10 protein-coding genes and 2 pseudogenes are annotated in these 9,219 nt (G+C 57.3%); 3 read left to right on the top strand and 9 right to left on the bottom strand.

Annotated features, from left to right (window positions below; translation table 11 throughout):
* Positions 1 to 117: IS3 family transposase (locus BFP70_RS20880; RefSeq protein WP_218059655.1), on the top strand; the 117-nt coding region annotated here is incomplete at its 5' end.
* 36 nt (positions 118 to 153) lie between these two features.
* On the opposite strand, the pseudogene istA reads toward BFP70_RS20880, so the two are convergent.
* Positions 154 to 1,233: pseudogene (gene istA, locus BFP70_RS19600) on the bottom strand (IS21 family transposase); the annotation flags it as partial.
* A 290-nt stretch (positions 1,234 to 1,523) separates the two neighbouring features.
* On the opposite strand from istA, the gene BFP70_RS21165 reads away from it, so the two are divergent.
* Both BFP70_RS21165 and BFP70_RS19595 read left to right on the top strand, forming a co-directional pair.
* A complete protein-coding gene (locus tag BFP70_RS21165) occupies positions 1,524 to 1,691 on the top strand; it encodes a type II toxin-antitoxin system RelE/ParE family toxin (protein ID WP_176715611.1) in 168 nt (55 codons plus the stop codon).
* A 73-nt stretch (positions 1,692 to 1,764) separates the two neighbouring features.
* Positions 1,765 to 2,049: pseudogene (locus BFP70_RS19595) on the top strand (integrase core domain-containing protein); the annotation flags it as partial.
* Positions 2,050 to 2,143: 94 nt separating this feature from the next.
* On the opposite strand, the gene BFP70_RS19590 reads toward BFP70_RS19595, so the two are convergent.
* The 8 genes from BFP70_RS19590 to BFP70_RS19555 form a co-directional block, all read right to left on the bottom strand.
* Positions 2,144 to 3,037 carry a LysR family transcriptional regulator gene (locus BFP70_RS19590; protein WP_066013720.1) on the bottom strand — a complete coding sequence of 298 codons (894 nt, stop codon included), beginning with the start codon at positions 3,035 to 3,037 and terminating at the stop codon, positions 2,144 to 2,146.
* Positions 3,038 to 3,249: 212 nt separating this feature from the next.
* Positions 3,250 to 3,762, bottom strand: coding sequence for a hypothetical protein (locus BFP70_RS19585; RefSeq protein WP_066013718.1), 513 nt, complete (start codon positions 3,760 to 3,762; stop codon positions 3,250 to 3,252).
* 208 nt (positions 3,763 to 3,970) lie between these two features.
* A complete protein-coding gene (locus BFP70_RS19580; protein WP_066013716.1) occupies positions 3,971 to 5,314 on the bottom strand; it encodes a phospholipase D-like domain-containing protein in 1,344 nt (447 codons plus the stop codon).
* Entirely contained in the window at positions 5,311 to 5,883 is a 573-nt protein-coding gene (locus BFP70_RS19575; protein WP_066013714.1) for a DedA family protein, read from the bottom strand. Before BFP70_RS19575 ends, BFP70_RS19580 begins: the two co-directional genes overlap by 4 nt.
* Positions 5,884 to 5,917: 34 nt before the next feature.
* On the bottom strand, positions 5,918 to 6,463 hold the full coding sequence (locus BFP70_RS19570; protein ID WP_066013712.1) for a biotin transporter BioY: 546 nt from the start codon (positions 6,461 to 6,463) through the stop codon (positions 5,918 to 5,920).
* A complete protein-coding gene (locus tag BFP70_RS19565) occupies positions 6,453 to 7,097 on the bottom strand; it encodes an energy-coupling factor transporter transmembrane protein EcfT (RefSeq protein WP_176715610.1) in 645 nt (214 codons plus the stop codon). The genes BFP70_RS19570 and BFP70_RS19565 overlap by 11 nt, the downstream gene beginning before the upstream one ends.
* Positions 7,069 to 7,794, bottom strand: a complete 726-nt coding sequence (locus tag BFP70_RS19560; protein WP_141693282.1) for an energy-coupling factor ABC transporter ATP-binding protein — start codon at positions 7,792 to 7,794, stop codon at positions 7,069 to 7,071. The genes BFP70_RS19565 and BFP70_RS19560 overlap by 29 nt, the downstream gene beginning before the upstream one ends.
* A gap of 83 nt (positions 7,795 to 7,877) precedes the next feature.
* Positions 7,878 to 9,071, bottom strand: coding sequence for an ROK family transcriptional regulator (locus BFP70_RS19555; RefSeq protein ID WP_066013710.1), 1,194 nt, complete (start codon positions 9,069 to 9,071; stop codon positions 7,878 to 7,880).
* Positions 9,072 to 9,219: the final 148 nt, after the last annotated feature.

Below are 9,219 nucleotides of genomic sequence, written 5' to 3'. Positions count from 1 at the left end.
CGCCGGGATGTTGAGGTCGCGGTGTTCGAATACATCAACGGCTTCTACAACCCGCGCAGGCGCCATTCAGCCTTGGACGGAAAATCACCCGTGGCCTTCGAAAAGATCGCCGCCTAAGATGAGCAACACACCGGAACAGAAACGGTGCAGGTCCATTTGCCCTTCAGCGACCACGACCAGCCGTTCGGGATAGACATGCAAACTGACACGTCGGTTCGCAAAGCTGGCGGGAACGCTGTAGCGATTGCGTTCGAACGTGCTCAGGCACGTGGGTGACACACGCTTACTGTGTTCGATAAAGCCATCGAATGCCGGCGGAAGTGCCATTAGCGTGGGCTTCTCGGCCTCCCACACGTCAGCGATGGACCCTGGTAGAGCCTTGTGCGGTGTCTCCGTCCAAAGGGCGATACAGCGATCTTCAAGCCATTGGTTCAGCTCTGCCAGATCGGCGCAGACCGGCATGACCTGCCACATACGGTTGCGCGCATCCTGCACATTCTTCTCAACCTGGCCTTTCTCCCAACCGGCCGCCGGATTGCAGAACTCGGGCTCAAACACATAGTGGCTGGCCATGGCTTTGCAGCGCGCATTGACGTCTCGCTGCTTGCCTTTGCCAACGCGGTCTACTGCCGTCTTCATATTGTCATAAATGCCACGTCCAGGGACGCCGCCAAAAACCCTGAACGCATGCCAATGAGCGTCGAACAGCATCTCATGCGTTTGCAGCGGATAAGCGCGTACCAGGAACGCGCGGCTGTGTGACAGTTTGACATGTGCGACCTGCAGTTTGACCCGCTCACCACCGATGTTTGCCCAGTCCTCGCTCCAATCGCATTGGAACGCTTCGCCGGGTTGGAATACCAACGGCACATAGGTGCCGCGCCCCGTCGTCTGTTCCGCTCGATGCCGATCTTCACGCCATGCCCGGGCGAAAGCTGCCACGCGTTCATAGGAGCCGTCATATCCCAGCTTCACCAGATCAGCATGCATTTGCTTCACCGTCCGCCGCTCTTGGCGTGACTTCCGCGTCTGGATTAAAAGCCAAGCTGCCAGCCGATCCGCGTAGGGATCCAGCTTGCTTGGACGCTTGGGCGTCTTGAACTGCGGCTCAACCGCGCCTTCGCGCAGATACTTCTTGATAGTATTCCGAGACAAACCCGTCCGCCGGGCAATCTCGCGTATCGGCATTTTGTCACGCAATGCCCAGCGTCGAATGACACTCAAAAATCCCATGTCGACCACTCCAAATCACCCCAACCAAAACCGTCGGGGAAGTGTGTTCACATGGGTCAATTCTCAGTGACAATTTATGGGGCTACCGGGTCAGTTCTCAGTGACAATCAACAGATAAACGGATCACCTTGGCACAAGTACCGTCAGGAGGGGCTACCCAACCCATCATTAAGGTTAACGTGAGAGCCTCTCTTAGGTCCATATTTCCGTGAATCAGTATTATGTCTTGCGCTATTAGCAGCGTGTAAGCAAAACCTATAGAACTGTAATCCATCAGCTTACACAAAAGCATGGTCAAGACCTTCGCACATAAGCAGCTGAAAGCCCTTTGGGAAACTGAAAAATCGAAAATCTACGCACGTATGCATGGCCGCATCCTGCGGCGTCTAGATGCGCTCGACGCTGCTACTGCTCCCGAGGATATGAACCTGCTAGGCTTCGACTTTCACAGTCTGTGAGTGAATAGCCCCTAGATTTGTAGCCGCCTTGCTTGGTAATCTTGGAAGCAAGGAGGACGAGATGTCCGCAAAAAGATACACAGAGAGGTTGGCTGATGGGGGATTGGAACCGTCTGTTGGCAGCGTTGGCGACAGTTATGACAACGCGCTGGCAGAGACGATCATAGGCCTCTTCAAAACCGAAGTCATCAATCGGTTAGGCCCCTGGAAGTCCAAGGATCAGGTCGAATGCGAAACACGGCGATGGGTCGATTGGTTCAACAAGGAGCGCCTTCTCGAACCTCTCGGATATATCACGCCAATCAAAGCGGAGGAGAAACACGAACAAGCCTTGAAGTCAGACAAAATCGCAGCTTGAAATACGAACTCAATAGTCTCCGGAAAAACCGGGGCGGTTCAATCGCCTGCGATCATAAGCGATGTATGAGCGCCAAAACCTGACTTGCGTTCAGTCAGTCGCGATAACGCAGGGCGTTTAGCAACAGCCTGAATGCAGGTGAGGCGTGGCGCCGGCTGGGGTAAAACAGATGCAACCCGTCAAAGGGCTGCGACCAATCGCGCAACACGGCCTCCAACCTGCCCGAGGCCAAATGGTCGGCCACATAAAAATCCGGCATATAGGAGATGCCAATACCGTCCAGAGTTGCGGCAATCATCGGGTTGATGGCGTTAAATACCAATTGCCCCTGAGTATGCACACGAAATTCGCGCCCCGCCTGTTCAAATTCCCAGGCATATAGCCCACCATGCGTGGGAAGGCGCACATTGATACAGTTATGCGCCGCCAAATCCTGTGGGATTTGCGGGCGGCTACGCATATTGAAATACTCTGGCGTAGCAACGCAGACCATACGTACATCGGGACCAAGCCGTTGTGCGATCATCCCATCTGAAACCCGGCCACCAAACCGAACCCCAGCGTCAAATTTCTCGGACACGATATCGGTCAGCGTGTAATCTACGACGATCTCCAGATTGACCTCTGGATAAGCGCGGATCAGGGGGGCAAGTTTGGGCCATAACAGACCCTCAACGGCGAAATCGGGCGCGGTGATCCGGATTGTGCCCGCAGGCGTGTCCCGCATCTCTGACAGGTCACGCAACTCGGTTTCGATCTGCGCAAGATTTGGCGCCAGCGTTTTCAACAGCCGCTCCCCCGCCGGGGTGGTAGATACGCTGCGTGTGGTGCGTGTTAACAGGCGCAGGCCCAAGCGCTCTTCCAGACCACGGATCGTATGGCTGAGGGCAGATTGCGATACACCAAGCTGCCCTGCCGCGCGGGTGAAGCTACGCTCGCGGGCGACCGCCGCAAAAGCGACAAGATCGGTGATATTTTCGCGTAACATTATTCGACTGCACTCAGGAATTGTGGGGGTGGGAATGACTGATTGGTTGCAAGACTATAAAGCTATAATAGCAGAAAACTAATGAATTGGGCTCATGGCAGATATCAACATGCGATGATTGCGGCCGTGGATCGGGGCATGTCGCGCGGTGTCTGCAAATGCGCGAAGGGCGCCCCCGAAAGGACGCCCCCACAATCGCCGAACGAAGGCGATTAATCATCCAGATCGTTGGTGGCCTGAACATAGGCTGCCGCGATCTGTGCTGGTGATTTGCCGTTGGGGTTGATCCCCGCGCGGGCGGCCAATTGGGCCAGACCAGCATTGTTTGTCGTTGCCTCTTTCGCATAAGCATCGATCAGGCGCTGTTTTGCGGCTGGGTCGGTGTTGTTGCGACCGGCTTTGATCAGCTCTTGCAGCTGGCCAGTGGTATAGACGCCTGCTGGAACATTCGCCTGCGCAGCAAGCTGGGCGTCACCGGCCGTAGCGGTTTCAACGCCTGCATTTTCCAACACAAAGGCACGTTCCAGCTGGGCGGGATCGGCTGAATCGGCGGCCGAGTTACGCTCTGCGTGGATGATCGCGTTCAGCTGACCAACGGTATAGGTGCCTGGCTCTACGCCGGCCTGGGTCGACAGCTGAATTTGGGCTGGCGAGAATGTCTGAGCAGTGGCTGCCCCCCCTGCAAGGGCGGCGGTCAGGGCGAGGGCAATAGGTGTAATACGCATCGTAAGTCTCCATAAGTTAGAGCGAGGCGCAGCTTTCGTTCGGCCGTTGATCTTCAACTGTGGTCGTCTGCGTGTCGCTTCGATGAGAGACATATGGACCTGTGCGACCACACCTTAAAGGACAAATTATATCCGCCTGATGTGCGATTATGAACATATAAAATCACCCGATTGTGGGAACCAAATCGTTCCTGACCGCAAACGGACACTACAGCATCGGAGAGGTCAGTCGCACCAATGACTCAATCAGGCGGCGCAAACCCCGGCTAACCGGCACCTGTTCTTGCGATTGCGACAGAAGACTTCTGACCCAGTGCTCCAATTGAGCGCGGGTTGAACTGTCTTGTGTCATAAGCATCAGTTCAAAGTTCAACATCAAAGACCGCGCATCAAAATTCGCAGAACCAATAAAAACGTGATCATCGATTAACACCGCCTTTGCATGGACCATCGCATCGGGGACCATAAAGATCCGGCATCCATCGGCGGCCAGCCCGCGCATATAGGCTCCGCGTGCCAGATCCGCAAAACGCTGGTTCGATGTTTCGGGCACCACGATCCGAACATCCAGCCCGCGCCGCCCGGCCATGGACAGCGCCTGCATCAACCCATCAGTGGGGATGAAATAGGGCGTGACGATCCAGATCTTTTGAGATGCGTTGTGACAGGTATAGATCAGCGCGTCATGCAGTGGATCACGGGCCGTATCGGGACCGGAGGGCAGTAAACGCATTTGGGCCTGCCCCATCTCGGCGGGCTCCTCGGGGCAGGTCAGTGCGGTGCCGCCTGCTGCGCGCCAGTCATTGATGAATAGATCACAAAATCCAGAAGCCGCGGGCCCCGACAGGATAAAAGACAGATCTTGCCATCGGGTCGGGTCCGGTGTTGGGCCAAGGTAGTCGTGGGCAATATTGCGTCCCCCGGCCCAGACGCGGGTGCCATCGGCAATTACCATTTTTCTGTGGTTGCGCAGATTGGCGCGCCCGCCAAATGGTCCGTGCAGCAGAGGGGAATAAATGCAGACCTGCCCTTTCGCATGACGCAATGCGCGCAGGGCCTGTCGCGGACGGCGCAAGGCCCCGACCCAATCCAAAATAAGGCAAACCTGCACCCCCTCATCGGCCCGTTGACGCAATGCATCGCAAAAGGCGCGGCCTACCGGGTCATCGCCCAAAGCATATAGCGTGATCCAGATGCTGTGCTGTGCTCCTGCCACCACATCCATCACTGCGTGATAAGCTTCCTTCCCTTCGGTTTGAAGCGATATGGTATTGCCGCAGGTAGGCGCGGCGATACCATACCCCGTCAGCAGGCTTTGCAGCCCCGGCGGCGCATCGATCGGGCACATGGGCGGCAAATGGCGCGCTGCCCGGCGTTTGCGCACCCCAAGCGCCAGAAACGCCGGCACCGCGACATAGGGGAGCAACGCGATGAAGACCAACCAAGCCAGCGTGGATTGCGGCGGCCTGTGCTCTTGCAACACCAGTGACGCGGTGATTACAAAGACAATTCCGATGGCGACAATCGTCAGATGCGGGATCAGCCAGCTCATGAATGAAGTTTCCGCCCGAAATGATGGTACAGGGCAAGGACACAAAGCGCACCCAACCCAATCAGTAAGATCGGAGCCGCGTGATGGATGTCACCGACCAGCCGCGCGATGATATGGCCGATCACATGGCCTAAGATTGTGAACAGGCAGGCCCAGATTGCCCCTGTCACGACCGCGATAGGGATATAATGCGCTGTTGGAATGTGTGACTGCGCAAGCGCTAACGGCCCAACGATCCGCATCCCCGGTATGAACCGGCAGCAATATGCCAAAGCATAGGGGTGGCGCTGCACGGCAGACAGCGCCTTTTGCGGCCCAGGTTTGGCCATGATCCGCAGCACCAGCCGATGTTCGCGCATATGGCGCGCAGTTAGGAATATAGCCAGATCTGCGCTGATGGCGCCTGCGCCTGCGGCAATCACCACCTGCCATAACACCAGCAGATGATGACGGGCCAGAACGCCGGCGGTCATGGCCACGACCTCGCCTTCCAGCGCGCAGCCAATGAAAACGGCGACCACGCCGAACTGTGTCACCACAGCGTCAATCGTGGTCGCATGCCCTATCATCACAGCACCAATGTTGCCTGGGGCCGTGTATCGCTCACTGGCGCGACATCAGATAGCTTGGTCGCGCCCGTGCCACGGCATTAGTGATCAATCCCGTCAGCACGCATTTCACCGCGTCGCCGGGGATAAAGGGCAAAGATAAAAGCGCCGCTTGCGGCAAGCTGCGTTCCAGCGCCCATGCCATGCCGATGATGCCAAAGACATACATCACCACAATGCCACCAAGCAGGGCTGCAACCGCCGCGACCAAGGTCAACGAGCGGGCGCGCCAGCGTTCCACCACCAAGCCTGTGACATAGGCCGCAGGCAACCAACCGATGAAGAAGCCAACCGACGGCCCCGCCAAAATGCCCGGCCCGCCACGCCCACCGGCCAAAAGCGGCAGGCCAATCACAACCAGCACCTGCAATAGCAGTACTGCCGCTGCGCCACGTTTCGCACCCAGCACAGTGCCCGCCAGCATCACGCCCAGCGATTGCATTGAAATCGGCACGCCTGACATCAGCTGAAATGACGGCACAAGCCCAAGTGCAGCAATCAGCGCGGTAAACAACGCAATACTTACAAATCTATGTTCCATTCCTGTCTTCATCCTTTGTCTTACATTCGCTCGTATCAGAGGGTAAGCCGCCCCGAGCGCGAAGCGCTTCGGAGACATGTGCTGCGTCATCCAATGCCACGATAATCCAGGGCATAAAGATCTGCCAGCCCGGGCGGCGGTGCGACCGTGCGCGCCAGGCCATCGCCAACATCTGACCCTTTTGTGCAAGAATATGTGTCATCCGCACGACCAAAATCGCCGCAAAGGCCAGCCGCGCGCCATCCACAAATGGGAAAGGCCGCACCAAGGTGCGGATCACCTGCATGATCGCGTCAAACTGCGTTGTCATGGTCAAAAACAGTGACAACAGCACAAGGGTCAGCATCCGCAGCCCGATCCGCAGCCCCTCAAACGGGGTGCCGGCGAACCAAAGCCACGCGATCATCACCGCGATAAAGATCAAGATAGGACGTGCGCTGCGCGCAGCCGATTTGGCAAAGCGCCCGCCACAAGACAGCAGCAACAGCACTGTCATCGCACATAGCAAAGCCGCCAAAGGCAACGATCCGCTGGCAAAAAGCACGATTGAGACGACCGGCAAAGCCGCCAGTTTCACATTCGCCGGCAGGCGATGCGCCCATGTTTCAGTGGGGTAAATCAGCGTCAGCAACATATTGCTCCATCGCGTCCCGATAGGCCTGCACCACATCGGCGGGGGCGCCGTCCATACGGATGCGCCCCTGATCAATCCACAGCAAACGATCATAGCCGTCAAAGGCTTCCAGATCATGACTGATATGGATCAAGGCGGGCCTGGCCTGTGTCAGGCAGCGCTGCAAATGCCGGACAGTCAAAAGGTCCAGCCCCGTCATCGGCTCATCCAAGATCACGACGGCGGGTTCCATTGCCAGCACCGAGATCAGACATAGAAGCTGCTTTTGCCCATGACTGAGCATCCCGGTCGAGCGATCGGCCCATGTGGTGCATCCCATCTGCGCCAATGCTGCGGTGACACGCTGTGCCGTCTGCGCCCGTGTCAGGCCCATATTGCGCAGGCCAAATGCGATTTCCTCTGATACGGTGGGAAAAATGATTTGGTGATCAGGGTTTTGGAACAACATCCCCACCATGCGCAGCGCAGCGCGGCGATCGCGGAACACATCCACATCATTGATCCGCAGGCTGCCTTTGGTAGGGCTGACCAACCCGCATAGCAGCCGCGATAAAGATGATTTCCCCGATCCATTGCGCCCGATCACACCGATCCGACGCTGTGTCAGATCAAGGCTGACAGGCCCCAAAACCGACACTCCGTCGGGGGCATACTGCAGATCACGCAGTCGGATGTGGGCGGCTTCAGGGTGCAACATCCGCGATGTTTACAGTGGCAATCAGGGCCGGCGCAATATCTTCAGACAAGAAACTGGCGATGGAATGGCTCGGCGGTGATACATCACGAAAACTGTTCGGACAGTTCGGCCCGCAGCGCGAAATAATTCCGGTGCAGCATTTTCGCGACGCCCACGGCTGGCGCTTCTGGTCCGACCGTTGATACTTCAACAGCGGGCAAGGGCGTGGCGGGCAAAAGATGTGCCGAAATTTCCGCCGTCAACTGGCCTCCGGCAAAGGGCAAAACACCCGCGCCGCGCCCGCCCAATATCACCCGTCTAGGGTTCAACAGCACTGTCAAATTCGCCAGACCGCGGCCCAGATAGACCGCCCAATCGGCGGCCACCTGATGGGCGACAGGCTCATCACGTGCCAGTGCATCCAGAAAATCTTGCAGCCGATTGGCCACGCCGCCCAGATCCCGATAGCGCTGCAATAATGCCCGCCGAGAGATGTAATTTTCCAAGACACCGCCCACGTTGGTCAGGTTGCAAAATCCGCCTTCCCCCACCAACATATGCCCGATCTCTCCGGCAAACCCATCACTGCCTTGCAAAATCTTGCCACCGCTGACCACGCAGCCGCCCACGCCGTCATCCAGCAGCAAATATATTGCATCGGTCAATGTCGCAGTGCCGCGCGCCTGCCAATCGGCATAGGCGAATGCATTGGCATCATTGACCAGCCCCAGAACCTGCACGCGGCTTAGCCGGGATTGCAGCAGATCGCGCAGCGCCACCCGCTGCCATCCCAACGGGGGCGCACGCAAGACATTGCCGTCAAAATCCACCAGGCCGGGGACAGAAACATTCACCCCTTTCACCACTGATACATCCGGGACGCTTGCGACATATCGGTCGATCATTGCCCCCATCCGCTCTACGATTTCATCAGGGGCAAGGATGTCTTCGGTGGTTTCAAGCGTTTCCAGATGACGCACCTGCCCCAACAAATCCACCGCGCACAGCCGCAGTCGCCGGGCAGCAATATCCGCCCCCAAGAACAGCGCGCGATCGGCATTCAGGCTAAGCCGGATCCCCGGGCGCCCGGTTTTTTGCACCCGCTCCGCATCCGAAGAATCGGTCGTGATCTCATGAACGTGACCGTTTTCAATCAACGATGTCACAATGCTGCTGGCGGTCGAACGGGTTAAATTCAGCTCTCGTGCAAGGTCCGCACGGCTCATTTCCCCGTTGTGTAACAGGGTTTCCAAGGCGCGTGTTTCGTTCATATGCCTGACGGTGCTGGGCATCGACATGGGCGGGTCTCCTGCTCGGCCATTGGCCCAATTTCGATCACTGAGCCGTGTTGACAGATAGCGTGACTTATGTTTGTTTTGCAACCAAACAAACTTGGCGGTGGTTCAAAACCAGTCGAAACACCCGCCCGGATAAGACGACCGCAGC

Source organism: Thioclava sp. SK-1, from assembly GCF_001705665.1.
GTDB lineage: Bacteria > Pseudomonadota > Alphaproteobacteria > Rhodobacterales > Rhodobacteraceae > Thioclava.
This window is presented reverse-complemented; position numbering and strand designations above follow the sequence as displayed.